Annotated in this window: 17 protein-coding genes and 1 pseudogene; 5 read left to right on the forward strand and 13 right to left on the reverse strand. The window is 69.8% G+C overall.

Annotated features, from left to right (window positions below; all coding sequences use genetic code 11):
- Nucleotides 1–38: 38 nt before the first annotated feature.
- Together OG407_RS49125 and OG407_RS49130 are read right to left on the reverse strand one after the other, a co-directional pair.
- Complete coding sequence (locus tag OG407_RS49125) at nucleotides 39–827, reverse strand: 2-keto-4-pentenoate hydratase (protein ID WP_405867928.1); 789 nt, start codon at nucleotides 825–827, stop codon at nucleotides 39–41.
- A complete protein-coding gene (locus OG407_RS49130) occupies nucleotides 824–1456 on the reverse strand; it encodes a TetR/AcrR family transcriptional regulator (protein WP_329351991.1) in 633 nt (210 codons plus the stop codon). The genes OG407_RS49125 and OG407_RS49130 overlap by 4 nt, the downstream gene beginning before the upstream one ends.
- Nucleotides 1457–1585: 129 nt before the next feature.
- Between OG407_RS49130 and OG407_RS49135 the strand changes: the two genes are divergently transcribed.
- From OG407_RS49135 to OG407_RS49145, 3 genes are read left to right on the forward strand one after another with little or no spacing between them, the layout of a single operon-like run.
- Nucleotides 1586–3181 (forward strand): bifunctional 3-(3-hydroxy-phenyl)propionate/3-hydroxycinnamic acid hydroxylase, encoded by a 1596-nt coding sequence (locus tag OG407_RS49135; RefSeq protein ID WP_405867930.1) that lies wholly within the window; start codon nucleotides 1586–1588, stop codon nucleotides 3179–3181.
- 8 nt (nucleotides 3182–3189) lie between these two features.
- Nucleotides 3190–4062 carry an alpha/beta hydrolase gene (locus OG407_RS49140; protein WP_329353668.1) on the forward strand — a complete coding sequence of 291 codons (873 nt, stop codon included), beginning with the start codon at nucleotides 3190–3192 and terminating at the stop codon, nucleotides 4060–4062.
- A complete protein-coding gene (locus tag OG407_RS49145) occupies nucleotides 4059–5081 on the forward strand; it encodes a VOC family protein (protein ID WP_329351992.1) in 1023 nt (340 codons plus the stop codon). The genes OG407_RS49140 and OG407_RS49145 overlap by 4 nt, the downstream gene beginning before the upstream one ends.
- 185 nt (nucleotides 5082–5266) lie before the next feature.
- Here the strand turns inward: OG407_RS49145 and OG407_RS49150 are convergent, their stop codons facing one another.
- On the reverse strand, nucleotides 5267–5440 hold the full coding sequence (locus tag OG407_RS49150) for a hypothetical protein (RefSeq protein ID WP_405869014.1): 174 nt from the start codon (nucleotides 5438–5440) through the stop codon (nucleotides 5267–5269).
- Between OG407_RS49150 and OG407_RS49155 the strand changes: the two genes are divergently transcribed.
- Nucleotides 5360–6097 carry a DUF2993 domain-containing protein gene (locus tag OG407_RS49155; protein ID WP_405868974.1) on the forward strand — a complete coding sequence of 246 codons (738 nt, stop codon included), beginning with the start codon at nucleotides 5360–5362 and terminating at the stop codon, nucleotides 6095–6097. The two genes, OG407_RS49150 and OG407_RS49155, sit on opposite strands and share 81 nt — an antisense overlap.
- Here OG407_RS49155 and OG407_RS49160 read toward each other — a convergent pair.
- The 8 genes and pseudogenes from OG407_RS49160 to ribB all read right to left on the reverse strand — a co-directional run.
- A pseudogene (locus OG407_RS49160) lies at nucleotides 5982–6254 on the reverse strand (IclR family transcriptional regulator C-terminal domain-containing protein); the annotation flags it as partial. The gene OG407_RS49155 and the pseudogene OG407_RS49160 overlap by 116 nt on opposite strands.
- A gap of 183 nt (nucleotides 6255–6437) precedes the next feature.
- Complete coding sequence (locus tag OG407_RS49165; protein WP_329351993.1) at nucleotides 6438–6590, reverse strand: hypothetical protein; 153 nt, start codon at nucleotides 6588–6590, stop codon at nucleotides 6438–6440.
- 185 nt (nucleotides 6591–6775) lie between these two features.
- Nucleotides 6776–7444, reverse strand: a complete 669-nt coding sequence (locus tag OG407_RS49170) for a response regulator transcription factor (RefSeq protein ID WP_329351994.1) — start codon at nucleotides 7442–7444, stop codon at nucleotides 6776–6778.
- Nucleotides 7441–8805, reverse strand: a complete 1365-nt coding sequence (locus OG407_RS49175; protein WP_329351995.1) for a histidine kinase — start codon at nucleotides 8803–8805, stop codon at nucleotides 7441–7443. The genes OG407_RS49170 and OG407_RS49175 overlap by 4 nt, the downstream gene beginning before the upstream one ends.
- Nucleotides 8806–8830: 25 nt before the next feature.
- The gene (locus OG407_RS49180; protein WP_329351996.1) at nucleotides 8831–9712 is read right to left on the reverse strand and encodes an ABC transporter permease; all 882 of its coding nucleotides are present in this window, start codon (nucleotides 9710–9712) and stop codon (nucleotides 8831–8833) included.
- Nucleotides 9712–10644 carry an ATP-binding cassette domain-containing protein gene (locus tag OG407_RS49185; protein ID WP_329351997.1) on the reverse strand — a complete coding sequence of 311 codons (933 nt, stop codon included), beginning with the start codon at nucleotides 10642–10644 and terminating at the stop codon, nucleotides 9712–9714. The genes OG407_RS49180 and OG407_RS49185 overlap by 1 nt, the downstream gene beginning before the upstream one ends.
- A gap of 1320 nt (nucleotides 10645–11964) precedes the next feature.
- Nucleotides 11965–12663 (reverse strand): HAD family hydrolase, encoded by a 699-nt coding sequence (locus OG407_RS49190; RefSeq protein WP_405867934.1) that lies wholly within the window; start codon nucleotides 12661–12663, stop codon nucleotides 11965–11967.
- On the reverse strand, nucleotides 12660–13310 hold the full coding sequence (gene ribB / locus OG407_RS49195) for a 3,4-dihydroxy-2-butanone-4-phosphate synthase (protein WP_405867936.1): 651 nt from the start codon (nucleotides 13308–13310) through the stop codon (nucleotides 12660–12662). The genes OG407_RS49190 and ribB overlap by 4 nt, the downstream gene beginning before the upstream one ends.
- A gap of 372 nt (nucleotides 13311–13682) precedes the next feature.
- Between ribB and OG407_RS49200 the strand changes: the two genes are divergently transcribed.
- Nucleotides 13683–14195, forward strand: a complete 513-nt coding sequence (locus OG407_RS49200; protein ID WP_405867938.1) for a hypothetical protein — start codon at nucleotides 13683–13685, stop codon at nucleotides 14193–14195.
- A 10-nt stretch (nucleotides 14196–14205) separates the two neighbouring features.
- Here the strand turns inward: OG407_RS49200 and OG407_RS49205 are convergent, their stop codons facing one another.
- Both OG407_RS49205 and OG407_RS49210 read right to left on the reverse strand, forming a co-directional pair.
- Nucleotides 14206–16005 (reverse strand): sensor histidine kinase, encoded by a 1800-nt coding sequence (locus tag OG407_RS49205; protein WP_405867940.1) that lies wholly within the window; start codon nucleotides 16003–16005, stop codon nucleotides 14206–14208.
- Nucleotides 15995–16732 carry a response regulator transcription factor gene (locus tag OG407_RS49210; RefSeq protein WP_405867942.1) on the reverse strand — a complete coding sequence of 246 codons (738 nt, stop codon included), beginning with the start codon at nucleotides 16730–16732 and terminating at the stop codon, nucleotides 15995–15997. Before OG407_RS49210 ends, OG407_RS49205 begins: the two co-directional genes overlap by 11 nt.
- Nucleotides 16733–16753: the final 21 nt, after the last annotated feature.

The following is a 16753-nucleotide window of genomic DNA, read 5'->3' on the forward strand; positions in this document are numbered from 1 at the left end:
TGCCGGACGCGGAAACAAGTCATGCGGTCGGCCGAGATTCAGACGAAGGACATCGACACCGGGCCCAGCACCCTGAAGCGTGCCTCGGCTTTCTGGCCGGCCTTTACGAAGGGAGCGATGGTCATGGCGCCGGACAGGACTACGTTCCCGGCCTCCAACTGCGCGCCGTGAGCGGCGAGGGTGTTGGCCAGCCACGCGACTGCGGCGGCCGGATGCCCCAGTACGGTCTCTCCGCTGCCCGTCGCGACGTGCTCGCCATCGAGGAACAGGTCGACGGTGACCGCGGCGAGATCGGGGGCGCGTTCGAAGGGCGTCCAGGCTCCGCAGACCAGTCCCGCGGAGCCGACGTTGTCGGCCACGGTGTCGGCCAGGGTGATCCGCCAGTCCCGGACCCGGCTATCGACGATCTCCAGTACGGGTGCGACCGCTTCGGTGGCCGTCAGCACGTCCAGGGCGCGGACACCGGGCCCGCGCAGCGGCCGGGCTAGTCGAAAACAGATCTCGGGCTGGACGCGCGGACTGCAGTACCGGGCCGTACGCACAGTGCCGCCGTCGCGATGGAGCGTGTCGTCCAGCAGATGGCCGTAGGCGGGCTCGTCGATGCCGGGGCGCGTGTGCATCGCGGCGGAGGTCGGTTCCACTTTGTATCCGACCAGGCGGGCGCCGGCTGCGAGACGTTGTGTGACGTTGTCCTGCTGGACGGCGTAGGCGTCGGCGAGGTCCAGAGCGGGCAGTAGGGCCGTCAGCGGATCGATCGGCGTTACGTGTTGCTCAGCCTCACGGAGCAGCCTGCCCGCTGCTTCCCGCTGCCCGGCAGTCGCGCTCACTGCGTGCCCCCCGTCGCCATGCGGAGTGCCGCCTCATGCACCAGCTGGGCGTGCAGCTCGAACATCGCCACCAGGTCGACGGTGTCCCCGTCGATCTCCCGAAGCACGAACAGGCCGTCCGCCCCTGCCACGGCATACGCGGCCAGCGTATGGAGCGCGCCCTCGTCCAGTTCCGGGAAGAGGGTCTGGGTGATCTCGATCATCTTCTGGCGAGCGGTCTTCCTGACCTGGAGGAAAACGGTCCGCCCCCGGGGCTCGTCGGGCCGCCGCTCCAGGGCGAGCATGAGGCCGAGGCGCAGGAAGTCGGGTGCGTCGATCAGTGACTTCGCCACGTTCGCGGCCATGACGGTGACTCTTTGCAGGGATGTGCCCGCTTCCTCCACCGGCAGCTCGACCGCGGCAAGCCAGGTATCGAAGCTGCGCTCGATGACCGCAGCGATCAAGTCGTCCTTGTCCTTGAAGTGCCAGTAGATCGAGCTGGCGGGCAGCCCGCACTTGGCGCTAACGGCTGCGATGGACGTGCCCTCGTACCCCCGTTCGCCCGCGATCTCCACCGTGGCGTCGAGGATGCGCTGCCGCGACTCCACGCCGTTCGCGCGCTTCTTGCGTGTCGCCTGGGGCCTGGTCATGGGGTCTTCCCTCCTGTCGCGCCGGCCCTTGACCGTGTCCGGCGCCAGGATTACCGTAGCATTCATTCCAATTGGAGTGAACGCTACATGAAGCCAAGAGCCGCGACAGAACGACAGCGAGGTGGCCTGGTGGAAGAGATACCGGCCGGGGACGACACGTACGACGTGGCAGTGATCGGCTACGGACCCACAGGAGTGACGGCAGCGAACCTGCTGGGCGCGATGGGGCTGAAGGTCGTCGCCCTCGATCGCGACGCCGAGATCTTCTCGCGCGCCCGGGCCATCTCCACCGACGAGGAGGTCATGCGGATCTGGCAGCACGCGGGCCTGGCCGAACGGCTCAAGCAGGACATGCTGACCGAGCGGCCCGTCGACTTCGTCGACGCGCACGGCCGCCCCTTCCTCAGCGCGCGGCCCACACCGCGCGGCCACGGCCATCCGCCGCAGATGTTCATCTACCAGCCGGTGCTGGAGCAGGTCCTGCGGGACGGCGTCGACGGCTACCCGAACGTGCGGGTGCTGCTGGGGCACGAGTGCCTGCGCCTGCACCAGGACGCCGCCGGCGTGGAGCTGACGCTCGTCGGTACGGACGACGACACCGTCCACCGGCTGCGTGCCACCTACGTCATCGCGGCCGACGGCGGCTCCAGCCTCACCCGCGCCCAGCTCAACATCGGCTACGAGGGCACGACGTACGAGGACCGCTGGGTGGTCATCGACACCAGGATGCTCAAGCCCTGGCCCGACCACGACAGACTGCGCTTTCACTGCGATCCGGCCCGCCCCGCCGTGGACTGCCCGACCCCGCTCGGTCACCACCGCTGGGAGTTCCCCATCCTCCCCGGTGACGACGAGAAGCAGCTGACCACCCAAGACGCCGTGTACCGGCTGGTCGCGCACTACGGGATCAGCCGGGACAGCGTCGAGGTCGTGCGGGCCACCGTCTACAGCCACCACGTCCGCCTCGCCTCCCGCTTCCGTGCCGGCCGGGTCTTCCTCGCCGGCGACGCCGCCCACGCCATGCCGCCGTGGATCGGCCAGGGCATGGCCGCCGGAGTGCGCGACGTCGCCAACCTCTGCTGGAAACTCGGCGCCGTGCTGCGCGGCGAACTGCCCGAAGGGGTCCTCGACAGCTACGAGACCGAACGCAAACCGCACGTCAAGGAGATCACCAAGCGTGCGGTGTTCGTCGGCCGCATCATCACCGAACGCCGTCCGGCGGTCGCTCGCGTCCGCGACCGCGCCCTGCGGGCCCTCGACCGAGTGCCGGGCTTCGGCGACTGGCTGCAGGACTCCCACTGGATACCCGTCGCCCACTACGCGGACGGCCTCCAGGCCCGCCCCCGCACCAAGGCGTCCGGCCACCAGGTACCCCAGCCCTGGGTGACCGGGCCGGACGGCACCCGTCTGCGTCTCGACGATGCCCTCGGCGGACGCTGGCTGCTCCTGCAAGCCCGTACGGCTGTCTCCCAGCCGGGTTGGGACCGGCTGGGAGTGCCCTCGCTGACCGTCACACCGGCCGGCTCCCGGCCGGCCGAGGGCACGCTCGTCGACAGCGACGGCGTCCTACTGCCCTGGATGACCGCCCGCCGCGTGGCCTGCCTCGCTCTGCGCCCCGACGCCTACGTCTACGCCGCCGCGCCAACCGGCAGCCCGCTTCCCCCTCCACCGACCGGCTTCGCTCCGGCCGCCACCCCTCGCCCGACCGCGACCACCGCCCAGTGAGGTACGACATGACGACACCGACCGGTTTGCCGACGCTCCAGGAGACGACGTACGACACAGCCGGAAGGAAGATCTTCGTCGCGGAGACGGGCGACGGCCCGCCGGTGCTGCTGCTGCACGGCGGCGGCCCCGGCGCCTCCGGTGTCTCCAACTACGCCCGCAACATCGCCGACCTGGCCAAGGAGTACCGGGTCATCGTGCCCGACCTGCCCGGCTACGGCCGCAGCACCAAGGGCGTTGACCCAACCGACCCCTTCGGCCATCTCGCCGACGGTATCCGCGGACTGCTGGACGAACTCGGCCTGGACAAGGCCCACCTGGTCGGCAATTCCTACGGCGGGGCCTGCGCCCTGCGCCTGGCGCTGGACACCCCCGACCGGGTCGACCGCATGGTGCTGATGGGGCCCGGAGGTGTCGGTACCACCCGCGCCGTGCCCACAGCGGGGCTGAACAACCTGCTGAACTACTACACCGGTGACGGGCCGTCCCGGCTGAAGCTGGAGAGGTTCATCCGCAACTACCTGGTCTTCAACGCCGCCGACGTCCCCGACTCCGCCATTGACGAGCGCTACCGGGCCAGCATCGACCCCGAGGTCGTCGCGGCACCACCCCTCAGGCGTCCCTCCGGTCCAGGCGTGCTGCGGACCCTGTGGAAGATGGATTTCACCCGCGACCCACGCCTGCGCCGACTGCCCGTGCCCACCCTGGTGCTGTGGGGTGCCAAGGACCAGGTCAACCGGCCCTCCGGCGGACGCCTGCTGGCCGAGCGGCTGCCCGACTGCGATCTGTACCAGGTCGCCAACACCGGCCACTGGGTGCAGTTCGAACGCGCCGAACTGTTCAACCGCCTGTGCGCCGACTTCCTGGCAGGCCGGCGATGACCGCGCATGACGGGCACGACGCCCCGTCCGTCTTCGGCGCCGTCCACCTCGGTTACGTCGTCATCGAGACCAACCGCTTCACCGACTGGCGCCGCTTCGGCACCGACGCCATCGGCATGCACCACGATGCCCTCACCCCCGAGCTGATGCGCTTCCGCCTCGACGACCAGGAGTGTCGCTTCCTGCTGCGCCGCGGTCCCGCCGAGGACGTCGTCGCCATCGGCTGGCACCTCGACGACCACGCCACCTTCGAGCAGATCGAGGCCCGCGTCCGCGCCCACGGTGTACCCCTCGCCGTCGGCACCGACGAAGAAGCCGCCCTGCGAGGCGTCGAACGCCTGCTGCGCTTCCCCGGCCCCAAAGGCATGACCCAGGAGATCTACACCAGCCCGGTGAAGTCTGCCGAGCCCCTGCGCATGCTCGCCTCCGGCTTCGTCACTGGCGACTCCGGCATGGGCCACGTCGCACTGACCTCCACCAGGCCGACGCAGATCCGCGGCTACTTCAACACTGTCTTCGACGCCCGCCTGACCGACTACATCGACGAGACCATCAGCGGTGTCAAGCTCAAGATCCGTTTCCTGCGGGTCAACGAACGTCACCACTCCATCGCTGTGGCGGCCACCCGCGGCCTGCCGATCGACCCGGTCCCCACCCGTGTCCAGCACCTCAACATCCAGACGGCCACCCTCGACGACGTCGCCCAGAGCTACCGGCGCGTACACGAACTCGGCTTCGACATGGCTCTGTCCGTCGGCCAGCACACCAACGACCGTGAACTCTCCTACTACGCCCGCACCCCGTCCGGATTCGAGTGGGAAGTCGGCTGGAATCCCGTCCTCATCGACGAAGCGACATGGGAGCCCAGCACCCACCAGGGCATCAGCGTCTGGGGCCACCTCCCGGTCGGACAGACCATCGTCGAAAAGCTCGCCCAGTTCCGGGCCGGCGCCCGCTCCCTGGCCCGTCCGGAGAACACCGTGCCCGCGCTCAGCGGCTCCGGCATCGCCGACGACTGACAGACCTCACGCCGCCGTCCGCGGTGGGCGCGCGGAGAACCCTGCGCCGGAGCGGCACCTCGACGCGGGAGAGCCATGCACCGATCACAGCAAGACGTGGTTCCCGAGGGGCGGACTTGGCACTCGGACAAGGCAGCTGCCATCGCGCCTACCCGACGACGCGGAGCCGGATACTGGTCGCCGTGTCACTGGCAGCGCTGCTGATGGGTGCCGTCGCCGTGGACCACGGAGCCGCAGACCGCGTGGAGGGCCGCACTGTCCAGGCCTTCCAGGAGGGCATGGGAACGTCCGAGCGGCCTGCCGTGCATGTCACCGGCCTTCCCGTCCTGACCCAGTTGGCGGAAGGCACTCCGCGACACGTCGACATCACGGCCCACGACCCACCCGCGCAAGGGACGATCCGGTCCCTGCCGGTCACCAAGCTGACCGTGGACCTCGACGAGTTGAAAGTGTCGGGAAGCGCCGACGAAGCCGACGCAGGCAGCGTCGAGGCGACCGCGTACCTGTCGTACGAAGATCTTTCGGACGCGCTCGACGTCGGCATCTCCCGAGGCGACGGAGAAGACCGGGTCAACGTGCGGAGCGGCCTGCCGCTCGCCGGCGACGTGAGCGTGGACGCCAGGGTGTCGGCGGCCACCGGTAACCGGATCGCCTTAAAGGATGTCCGTGTCACCGAAGGTGTCTTGTCCCCTGCCGTACGGGCGTTGCCCGTCCCTGCCCTTGAAGAGCCCGTACTCTTGCGGAACATTCAGGAGGGCCTGCGGTTGCGCTCGGTCACCACGACGGCGGAAGCGAACCGCGCCGACTTCACCGGTCGGGCGGTCACTTTCCGGCCCGACTCGCTCCGCTTGATGCCGATGGCCGGAAGGAAGCGAACCCCGAGCGTTCTCACACGTTCCTGCCGGAGCGCAGCACCCGTGACAGACCGAGGGCCGCCGTGCGCACAGCAGGTGCCAGCTGGGCCGGGTGGAACCGGGCCAGCGGCACGGCAACGGACAGGGCGGCCACGACTGTAGCTCCGTCGAAGACGGGCGAGGCGATGCAACTGACGCCGAGGGCCGCTTCCTGCTCCTCGTAGGCGAGCCCGGACACTCTGGTCTGCTCGACTGCGGTGCGCAGGCGTGCCGGGTCGGTGATCGAGTAAGGCGTCAGCCGGGGCAGGAATTCCGCCAGCATCTTGTTGACCCGGCTTCACCAACAGTTTCTGCGCGATGGCGTTGTCGAAGAACACCGCGGTGCCGCCGGAGCCGGAGGTGTTGTCGGTGCGGAAGATGCCGACGAGTTTCTTGTGCAGCACACCGGTCCGTCGATGGCCAGCCGGACGGTGTCCGCCCTGGTCGGCGGTGGTGGAGTCCATCAGCACCTTGTCGGGCCCGGTAGGCAGCGGGTGGCGGTCGTCCTTGCCGTCGGCCTGGGGAAGTAGTTGCCCGCCATGGACACGTTGCCCTCGCCGAAGGCGTGGCCGTCCTTCGCGGCCACGGCGGTGAACCCTTCGATGGCGCCGGTCACGCACGAGATGTGGATTTCGGTATTCGTGACTGGCGGGATCGGGTCAGTGATTCCTAATGCCGTGCCGCCCACCGCTCACGCGGCTTGACAGACGGCATTAGGAATCACTGAGTGCTCAGGGTGGCCCGTCGGAGCCGTAAGACGTGGAGATTGGGTGCGCCAGGCGTGTGCCTGGCGCACCGGGGCTATGGCCTCGTCTTGACCAGACCGGCGTCATACGCCGTGATCACGGCCTGGATGCGATCGCGCGCCCCGATTTTGGCCAGGACGCGTCCGACATGTTTCTTGACGGTGGACTCGGTGAGGACGAGTCGTTCGGCGATCTCTGTGTTGGTCCAGCCGTGACCGATGGCGACGAGGACCTCTCGTTCGCGGTCGCTGAGGGTCCGCAGTCGGGGATCCTCAGCCACGGGGGCATTGACCGGAGCGAGTACCTGGTGGGCGTAGGCGTTCAGCAGGCGTCGGGTCAGGCTCGGGGCCACGACGGCGTCGCCGCTCGCCACCGACTGGATGCCGGCCACGAGTTCTTCGGGGCGGGCGTCCTTGAGCAGGAAGCCGCTGGCTCCGGCCCGGAGACCTTCGTAGGCGTATTCGTCGAGGTCGAAGGTGGTGACGATGAGGACGCTGGTGCGGCCGCCGGTGGCGATGATGCGGCGGGTGGCCTCGATGCCGTCCATGCCGGGCATCCGGATGTCCATGAGGACGACGTCGGGGCGCAACTGCGCGGTCAGGCGGACGGCTTCGGCGCCGTGCTCGGCCTCTCCGACCAGCGTCAGGCCCGGGGTGCCCTCGATGAGCATGCGGACGCCCATGCGCTGGAGGGGTTGGTCGTCGGCGATCAGCACGGTGGTCATGGCAGCTGTTCTCCGGGTGCAGGCGGGGCGGTTGCTGAGGGTACGTCGAGCACGACGTCCACGAGCCAGCCGTGGCCGGTGTCGCGCGGCCCGATGATCACGGTGCCGCCGTACATGGCGGACCGCTGGCGGATGCCGACAAGGCCGTGACCGGGGTCGTTGTTCTGGGATACGGGCTTTGCTCGCGGAGGCGCCCCTGGCGGTAGACCAGTGTCAGCGACCTGGATCCGCACCTGGCCCGCCTCAACGGCGATGGTGACTTCGGCGGATGTGCCCGTCCCCGTGTGCTTGAGCGTGTTGGTCAGCGATTCCTGGACAATGCGGTAGACGGTGAGCTGTACGCCGCTGCTCAGGGAGCCGAGGTCTCCGACGGTCCGGTAGGTCACCGTCAGACCCGCCGCGCGTACCCGCGTCAGGAGTGCGTCGAGATCCCCGATGTCAGGCTGCGGGCTGAGCATCCGTTCACTGTTCTGCTCTTCACGCAGGACGCCCAGCACGCGTCGCAGTTCGCTCATGGCCTGGCGGCCTGTGTCGCCGAGGATTCGCAGGGCCTCGGTGGACTGTTCGCCCCGGTTGGCGGCGAGGGTCGCGGCGCCGTCGGCCAGGCTGACCATGACGGAGAGGTTGTGGCCGACGATGTCGTGCATCTCGCGGGCGACCCTGGAGCGTTCGGCTGCGGCGGTGAGCCGGAGGCGTTGGTCCTGCTCGATCTCCAGGCGCTTGGCGCGGTCCTCCAGCGCCGACAGGTACATCTGACGGATCCGCAGGGTCAGGCCGACGGCGATGGCTGCAGTCGCCGTGCCGAGGAGGAAGAAGCCGGCCAGCAGTGGATGTTCGATCGGCACAAGGACGAAGACGGTCAGTAGCAGTTCGATGACGGTTAGTGCCGCGGCCCAGCCCAGAACCCGCAGGGAACCGCTCCGTGCCAGGGTGTAGAGGGCGATGAGCGCCCCGATCCCCGCTGGCAGCCAGAGGCCGAGTGACCACTGGACGAGCGACACCGCCGCGATCACGAAGTACGTGACGGCAGGGGACCTGCGGCGCCACCACAGCGGGATGGCGAGTGCGGCGCTGACGGCGAACGGTACGGCGGAGGGCAGCTCGTCCCGTGCGTCCGTGTCCCCGAAGGGCGAGGCACCGTTGCCCCAGAACAGGTCGGGCAGACTCACCGCCACGACGATCAGTACTACAGCGGTGTCGAGCAGCCACGGATGTTGGCGGTCCAGCCGCTGCCTGCGGCTCTGATCGCGCAGCAGCCGGCCCAGGAGCGGATGCGCCCACGCGGCGTCGAACCCGAGGGGCTGCGGGGCTGCCTTCCCCGGGGTGGTGTCCGCGGTGGCTGCCGCACGGTGCGGACTCATGGACACCATTGTCCTCGTGTCCAGCTCAGGCGTCGGTCTTGACGAGGCGGTAGGCCGCCCCGGCGAGGGCAAGGGCCACCCAGCCGGCGAAGACCGCGAGCCCCGCCCCGGGCGAGAGGGCGTCCGAGGACTGATGCAGGGCGTAGACAGCCGACCCCGCGTTGCTGGGAAAGTAGGGCTTGAGCGTGTCGTACCAGGAGTCGGGCAGCAGCGAGGCCAGGCCGGGCAGGATGAGCAGGACCCCGACCAGGGCGGCGATGGCCCCGGCGGAGGAACGCAGGAGCACGCCCAGCGCCACCCCGAACACGGCGACCAGACCCAGGTAGAGGCCCGCGCCGGCGAGGCTGCGCAGTACGCCGTCGTCGCCCAGGGACAGGGCGATCCTCTGGCCGTCCAGGCCCGGGGTGCCCAGCTGGAACGCGGCCAGGGCGCCGATGGCGGTGAGGACCAGGGCGATCGGCCCGATCACGGCGGCCTTCGACCACAGGACGGGCAGTCGGCGCGGCACCGCTGCGAGAGTGGAGCGGATCATGCCGGTGCTGTACTCTCCCGCGGCCAGCAGCACACCCAGCACGCCCACGGCGAGCTGCGCGAAGGACACGCCGGTCAGCGCCAGGCTGATCGCGTCGCTGTCACCGGAGCTCGGTCCAGGCCCGCCGGTCGCCACGGTGTCGGGACTGTAGGTGTAGCTGGCGATCGCCCCGAAGAGGACCAGCAGAAACACTGCCACGCCCAGGGTGATCCAACTGGACCGCAGGGACCAGAACTTGGCCCACTCCGAGCGCAGCACCCGCAGGCCGGTCACCTTGTACGTCGTGGGGGAAGTGGGTGTCTTGGAGCCGGGTGCCGCGGAATGGTTCGGGCGCTTGCCCGGTCGCTGGATGCGGCGGAGTGCGGTGGTGGGCATCAGGCGGCCTTTCGTTCGGAAGCGTCCGCCGGACCACTGTGGTACTCGACGACATCGCGGGTGAGGTCCATGAAGGCCGCCTCCAGGGAAACGGCCTGCGGGGTGAGCTCGTACAGGGTCACTCCGTGCTGGGCGACGATCGCCCCGATTTCCCGGGCATCGCGTCCGGTGACCAGGAGTTCCTCGGCGGAGGAGGAGGTGATCGTGACGTCCGGTCCGGCCAGCAGTGAGCGCAGCCGTGCGGCCTCGGTGGTGGCGACCTTGACCCCGCCGCCGCTGGCCTCCCGGGTGAAGTCGTCGACGGTGGTGTCCGCGAGGAGCCGGCCGCGGCCGATGATCACCAGGTGGTCGGCGATCAGCGCGGTCTCGCTCATCAGGTGCGAGGAGAGCATCACGGCCCGGCCCTCGTCGGCGAGCCCGCGCAGCAGGTTGCGCACCCACAGCACGCCCTCGGGGTCGAGGCCGTTGACGGGTTCGTCGAGCATGACGATCGCCGGGTCGGCGAGGAGTGCGGAGGCGATGCCGAGTCGCTGGCCCATGCCGAGCGAGAAGGCGCCGACCCGCTTGTCGGCCACGCTGGTCAGGCCGGCGAGCTCAATGACCTCGTCCACCCGGCGGCGCGGAATGCCGTGGGTGTGGGCGAGCGCCATCAGGTGGTTGAACGCGCTGCGCCCAGGGTGGACGGACTTGGCTTCCAGCAGGGACCCGATCTCGTGCAGCGGCGCGCTGTGCTTGGCGTAGGCGCGGCCGTTGATGGTGACCGAGCCCTTGGTGGGGGAGTCCAAGCCGATGATCATGCGCATGGTGGTGGACTTGCCTGCGCCGTTGGGGCCGAGGAAGCCGGTCACCTCACCGGCCTTCACGGTGAAGCTCAGATTGTCGACGACCGTCTTGTCGCCGTACCGCTTGGTCAGCTCGCGCGCTTCGATCATGGGGGTGGGCCTTTCCTGCCTCGAACTCGGCCGCGGGTGCACCGCGGTGTCTGCATTCGAAACTAGGAGCGCGGCGGGCCCGATCCATGGGACCCCGGGGGAATCTTCGGAGGGGACTGGTACTGGGGTACCACTCCCGCCGGCGCAGAGATCGTGATGCCCGCTACCGGCGTTGCCGTGGTCGAGTAGTACCGCAGTACCACCGGCCTCTCGCATTGCCGTCCTGGGTACCAGGGTCTGCGGTCCATTCGCCCCTAAAGTGCGTTGCAGAAGGCCGTGAGCAGCTCGTGGAGAACACCTCCACCTCGGCCCTGTCCGGTACCCGCTACTACTCGGTCGGTGGCGCGACGGTTCACTCGCGAGCATCCACCCCCACGTTGTCGGCGAGAAACGGCAGCCCTTCACGGTGGCCTTCGCGATGCCCACGCCGCCGAGGTACCGGAGGTACCGCTCGACCGCCGCGGTGTACTACGGCGGCAGGGCGGACCGGGGTACCTCCTGAACGCGAGACGGTCGGAGCGTGCCCCCGCTCCCCGCTCTGGTCACCACTCTCGCCCTGCCTTTCCCGCACCGTCGCAGCAGATGGGTACACCGCGCCCCACAGCTGGAACGGGTCCGCCGCATGTCGCGGTGATCACCGTGGAGCTGCCGTCGCGGCAAGTCCGGTATTGACGTCAGCGGGGCCTCCGGCTTGCCGGTGTCCACCCGGGCGGTCTCCGCCGACCGGGGCGCAGGACGAAAGCCGAGCACCTCCGCTCCCTCGGCTGCGTGCCGGTTGCCGAGCGGATGATCAACGCCCCTCCATCGCTGGCGATCGACGTCGCCGAACTCACCTCGGACCAGACCTGAGTCCTGTTCTCCCGGATGCGCGTCATCGAACACGCCGCGATCACTCACCGACGCCGCTCACGCTGGTCGTCAAGGAGGTGATGGCGCTGCTCCGGTAGCACCCGCCCGCATGCACGGGCGCCTTGGCGGCTGGAGTCTGATCGTGTGGAGTTCCCTGTCGATGTCGCGTTCGCCGAGTTCGTCCAGACCCTCCCGGTCGGGACGAACTGGCGCTACGAGCCCAAGTTTTGAGCAGGGTTTGAAGTTGTCCGGTGTCCGCAGCTGAATACGGCGCCGCGATTTGGGACCACCGATGCGTCTCGAATCGGCCCTGCTCGATGAAGATCACTACTCGCGAAGACGGTTTGAACCAGGCTGACTTGACCACCTCCACTGCACCTCATGCGCGCAGACGGCTGGTCACACTCCGCGCTGGCTTCGCTTACGTTCGCCACGACTTCGGGAGCCCCATGTCGGGCTTGTTTCCGGTGTTCATGTGGTGGTTTCTTCGCGGATGAGGGGTGCGGGACGGGAGGTGAGCAGCCGGGTCAGTAGGGGGAGTGCTTCGGTCGCGGTGCGGGCTTGGGCCGTGGGCAGGTGGGCGACGCTGTCGGGCAGGGTCGTGGCCGAGCGGGGGATGGCGAGGACGTGCATGTCGGCGGCGATGGCGGAGCGGATGCCGGCCGGGGAGTCCTCCACGGCCAGGCACCAGGAGGAGGGGACGCCGAGTTCGGCTGCCGCGCGCAGGTAGGGGTCGGGTGCGGGTTTGACGCGGGCCACGTCCTCGCCGCACACCACGGCCCGCAGCCTCTTTGCCAGGCCGAGGTGTTCGAGGGCGGCCCGGACGAAGCGGCGGGGGCTGGCGGTGGCCACGCCGACCGGTCCGTGGCGTTCGGCTTCGAGGACCAGCTCGATGGCGCCGGGCAGGGCCCGGATTTCTCCCGCGGCGCAGGCGCCGACCATCGCGGTGGTGCAGGTGTCGACGACCTCGGCGGTGGTGGCCGTACCGCCGCACAGGCCGGCGACGTACGAGGCCCAGCTGCCGTTGCCGTGGAGTGCGGCGGTGTCCTGGGGCCGCCAGGGGTGACCGTGGCGGGCGGTGAAGTCGGCGCACACCCGCGGCCAGGCGTCCGCTGTGTCGATGAGGGTGTCGTCCAGGTCGAAGACCGTCGCCCGCAGCACCGGGGTCATACCGTCGCCGGGTCCGCGAGCCGCAGCCCCTGCGACAGCTGCTCGATGGAGACCAGTGCCAGTCCGTGTTCGTCGGCGAAGGCGCGCAGGCGGTCGAAGCCGGCGGTGGAGCCGTCGTCCTCGCAGACCTCGCTGATCACCGCGACCGGTGACAGCCCGGCCAGGCGCAGCAGGTCGACGCCGGCCTCGGTGTGTCCGCGCCGCTCGGCGATCCCGCCGGGGCGGGCCCGCAGCGGGAGCACGTGCCCGGGCCGGATCAGCCCGTCGGGCCGGGTGGCGGGGTCGGCCAGGGTGCGCACGGTCAGGGCGCGGTCCGCGGCGGAGATCCCCGAGCCGACGCCGACCGCGTCCACGGAGACCGTGTAGGCGGTGGTCTCGACGGTGTCCGTGCCCGGGGCGGGCGGGACCATCAGCGGCAGCTCCAGCCGGTCGGCGATCTCGGGGGCCATCGGCGCGCAGATCAGCCCGCTGGTCCAGCGGACGAAGAATGCCAATGCCTCGGCGGTGGCGAACTCGGCCGCCATGACCAGGTCTCCCTCGTTCTCCCGGTCATCGTCGTCGACGACGATGACCGGCCGTCCGGCCCGCAGATCGTCGACGGCGAGCGCGAGCGGGTCCAGCGACTGCGGTACCGATGCTGACGTCACAACAACCAGCCTCTCCTCGAAAGCATGAGCGTGCTTGCCGTGGATGCATCGGTAACCGGACAGACGTTCTTGAGAAACCTGTACGCCAAGGGGGCGAGTCCCCAGGCGAGCCGCAAGACACCACAGGGCTGCACCGAGGCATCTCGCGGGCGAAGAGATCCTCCAAGACCGCGCGCCGCTCGCGGTGGGGGCGGGGGAGGAGCTCTGCCGTACCGGGCTGCAGGACGTGATCTGCTCTACGACTCCGGGGCCGAGTCTCGCGGGTGGCCACCGCTTGGCCATCGGTCATGAGAGTCGGCCACGGAATCTGAGACCGTGTTTGAGATCTGCCGTACCCCGTTGCTGGAGTGGTCGTTGAGCATGCTGTGAGCGGTGCCAGGGCAGATGGCCATCCAGGTCGCCAGGCGGCTCGGCGCGGGCCGTGAACGGGCGCGGCTGGCGACCCTGCCGGGGATCGGCGCCGACGTGACCGTCGCGCTCACCGACGGCGCCGAGGCCACTGCGGCGGCGCTGGCCGAGACGGCCGCCGAGGTCGACCTGGTCGTGGACTACCTCTGGGGCAGGCCCGCCGGTGACGCGATCATGGCGCTGCTGCGGGCCCGCGCCGACCGCAGCCGCGCGCTGAACTGGATCCAGATCGGCTCCATGGCGGGCCCGACCATCGAACTGCCCTTCGTGGCACTGCGTTCGGCGAACTTCCGGTTGCAGGGCAACGGCCAGGGAGCCGTGTCCACCAGGGCGTATCTGGCCGAACTGCCGTCCCTCATCGAGGAGATCGACGGCGGCGGCATCGCGGTCACCGTCAGGACGATGCCCTTGGCCGACGTCGGGACCGCGTGGACCGAGCCCGAGGTACCGGGCGTGCGCACCGTACTGACGGCCTGAACCGCCGTGGTCAGCCGGGCAGTTGGAGAGTGAAGACCGTCTCGGTTCCGGGGGTGCTGGTGACGCTGAGGCTGCCGCCGTGGGCCTCGGTGAACCGGCGGGCGATGGAGAGACCGAGGCCGCTGCCGCCGGTGTGCCGGTTGCGGGACTTCTCGGCGCGCCAGAACCGGTCGAAGACATGCGGCAGGTCCTCCGGGCCGATGCCGGAGCCGGTGTCGCTGACCTGGATCAGGACGGTGTTCCCGGTGCGGCGGGACCGTACGGTGACGCTGCCGCCGGGGGGAGTGTGGCGTACGGCGTTGGACACCAGGTTGCCGACGGCCTGGCGCAGTCGCATGGGGTCCGCGTACAGCTCGGTGTCACCGTCGGTGCGGACGTCCAGGGTGATGCGCGCGCTCTGGGCCTGGCCGCCGTGGGCGGTGGCGACGTGGTGCAGGAGGTCGCCCGCGTCCAGGAGCTCACGGTGCAGCTGGAGCGTGCCGGCCTCGGCCGCCGCCAGGTCCCGGAGGTCGTCGATGATGTGCTGGAGCAGCAGGGTCTCCTCCAGCAGCACCGAGGTCACGTCGTCGTCCGGGGTGAGCACACCGTCCTGGGTGGCTTCCAGCCAGCTGCGGATGGTGCTGAGCGGTGTCCGCAGTTCGTGGGCGATGTCGCTGACCATGGCCTTGCGCTGCGCTTCGGTGCGTTCCCGGTGCTCGGAGAGGTCGTTGAAGGCGGCGGTGAGGCGGCCGATCTCGTCGCCGGTGGTGACCGGGACGCGGAGCTGCGGGCGGCCCGGGTTCCGTACGGCGCTGGTGAGCGCGCGCAGTGGTCTGACCAGGCGGACGCCGATCACGACGGTCACGGTCATGGTGAGGACGAGGACGAGGGCGATGACGCCGATGATGCGGATGGTGTTGGCCTGCGACAGGTCGAAGCCCGGAACCGCCGATCCGGCCGGTTCACTGACGAACAGCTGTGCCGCCGGGGCGACGTAGGCGGCGAGCTGTTCGCGGCGGCTGGAGTTGACACAGTTCTGCGCGGCCCGGCTGTCGGCGTCGCCCGGCTTGTGGGAGAGCGTGAGGTCGAGCACCACGGTCGGCCGGCCCTGATGTGCCAGACAGGTCCTGATCAGCTTGTTGAGGCTGTCGAGAGCCTTCAGCTCGCCCGGTGTCGCGAGTGCGAGCTGGAGCGTGGATTCGCACGTGACCAGGGCGTAGGCCTCCTTGGCGCCGTCCTCGGTCTCGATGCTGGGGTGACCGCTGAGCGAGACGGAGACCTTGGCGGGGAAGCCGTATTTGATCACACAGTTCCTGAGCTTGTTCGCGCTGCTGAGGAGATCCTGGCGCTGTGCGGCGGAAAGCCGGAACGGGCCGAGGGCACGGGGGTCGATACGGTCGGCGCCGGCGTCGGGGAACAGCGCGGGGTCGACCTGGAGCGGGTCGATGACCGCGAACGCATGGTCGGGCAGCGGCGATGTGCCGGGCGCGGAGTCCGCGATCGTCCGGCGCCCGTGGTCCTGGGCGGTGAGGGTGATACGCCGGTTGGTCCGGTCGGCGAGCTGGCTGATCGTCCCGGCGACTCCGTCCCAACTCGGGTGGACGGCGGCGTAGTCGGTGAGCATCTTGTAGATGTCCGTGTCGTCGGAGAGGACCTGCCCCTGCTCCTGGCGGATCGCGCTGGTGGTGGTCCGTACCGCAAGCCAGGCGGTGGCGGTGATCGCGCAGAGGGCGACGAGAAGCGAGGAAGCCAGCAGCCTGACCAGCAGACTCCTGTGCAGCGGCACCCTGGTCTCGGGGGTCTCGGCGTGCACCGCGGGCTCAGTGCGCACGGTGGCCCTCGGGGCCGGCAGCCATCTTGTAGCCGACCCCGAAGACGGTCAGCAGGAGGACCGGCTGCTTCGGGTCGGCTTCGAGCTTCTTGCGCAGGTTCAGGATGTGCACGTCGATGGTGCGCTCGGTGATGAAGCGGTCGGACCCGCGGGTCCGGGTCAGCAACTGCCGCCGGGTGAAGACCCGTTCGGGCTCGGCGGCCATGACCGTCAGGACCTCGAACTCCCCGGGGGTGCATTCCACCTGCCGCCCGCCGAGGTGGACGGTGTGCCGGACCGGATCCACCGAGAGGGCGCCGGCCCGCAGGACCGGGTCGGTCGGCCGGCGGTCGTCCGGGACTGCGGTGCCGCCGCCGGTACGCCGGCTGCGCCTCAGCAGGGTGCGGATACGGGCCATCAGCTCACGGGGGCTGTAGGGCTTGGTCATGTAGTCGTCGGCGCCGAGGTCGAGGCCGAGCAGCAGGTCCTCCTCGGTGGCGCGGGCGGTCAGCATCAGCACCGGGAGGCCGGACGACTCCCCCCGCAGAATGCGGCAGACGTCCAGGCCGTCGACCACCGGCATCATCACGTCGAGGACGAGCAGATCGGGCGGTCGGCGGCGGGCCTCGTCGATCGCGGCACGGCCGTCGTGCACCACAAGGGCGGTGTGGCCCTCGCGTTCCAGATAGCGCCGGATCACCGTGGCCTGTCTGACGTCGTCCTCGGCCACCAGGACATGTGCGCACATGCTGCCGACCATAGGGCGGGG

The sequence above is a fragment of the Streptomyces sp. NBC_01515 genome (assembly GCF_045040345.1).
GTDB lineage: Bacteria > Actinomycetota > Actinomycetes > Streptomycetales > Streptomycetaceae > Streptomyces.